Here is a 765-nt window from a genome sequence, read left to right as displayed (position 1 = left end):
TGCCCACCTTGCCCCGTTCCTGCCGGGCAAGCTGGGTGACAACGGCCCGGTGGGCATGGTCAGCGCAGCCAGCTTCGGCAGCGCCTCGATCCTGCCGATCAGCTGGATGTACATCACGCTGATGGGCACCGGCGGTCTGCGCAAGGCAACCCAGGTTGCACTGCTCAACGCCAACTACATCGCCACCCGTCTGGCCCCGCACTACAAGACGCTGTACACCGGCCGCAACGGCCTGGTGGCACACGAGTGCATCCTCGACGTGCGTCCGCTGGAGAAGACCTCCGGCATCGGCGCCGAGGACGTGGCCAAGCGTCTGATCGACTTCGGCTTCCATGCCCCGACCCTGAGCTTCCCGGTTGCCGGCACGCTGATGGTGGAACCGACCGAGAGCGAATCGCAGCACGAGCTGGACCGTTTCATCGACGCGATGATCCAGATCCGCGAGGAAATCCAGGCCATCGAAGATGGTCGCCTGGACCGCGAGGACAACCCGCTCAAGCACGCCCCGCACACCGCGGGTGCGGTGTCGGCCAGCGAGTGGACCCATGCCTATCCGCGCGAACTGGCCGCCTTCCCGCTGCCGTCGCTGAAGCTGCAGAAGTACTGGCCGCCGGTAGCCCGCGTGGACAACGTGTACGGCGACAAGAACATCATGTGCGCCTGCATCCCGGTGGATGCGTACAAGGAAGACGTGGAGGCCTGATCCATCCGCGGTTGAATCACGCAACTGCAAAAGCCTCGCTTCGGCGGGGCTTTTGCTTATTC

1 pseudogene is annotated in these 765 nt (G+C 64.7%); it reads left to right on the top strand.

Annotated features, from left to right (window positions below):
* Positions 1–703, top strand: a pseudogene (locus ABB26_RS18415) (glycine dehydrogenase (aminomethyl-transferring)); the annotation flags it as partial.
* Positions 704–765 lie beyond the last annotated feature (62 nt).

This window comes from Stenotrophomonas humi, from assembly GCF_001431415.1.
In the GTDB taxonomy this organism is placed as follows: Bacteria; Pseudomonadota; Gammaproteobacteria; order Xanthomonadales; family Xanthomonadaceae; genus Stenotrophomonas; species Stenotrophomonas humi.
Note: the sequence above shows the minus strand (reverse complement) of the source record. Positions and strands in the feature narration are given on the sequence as shown.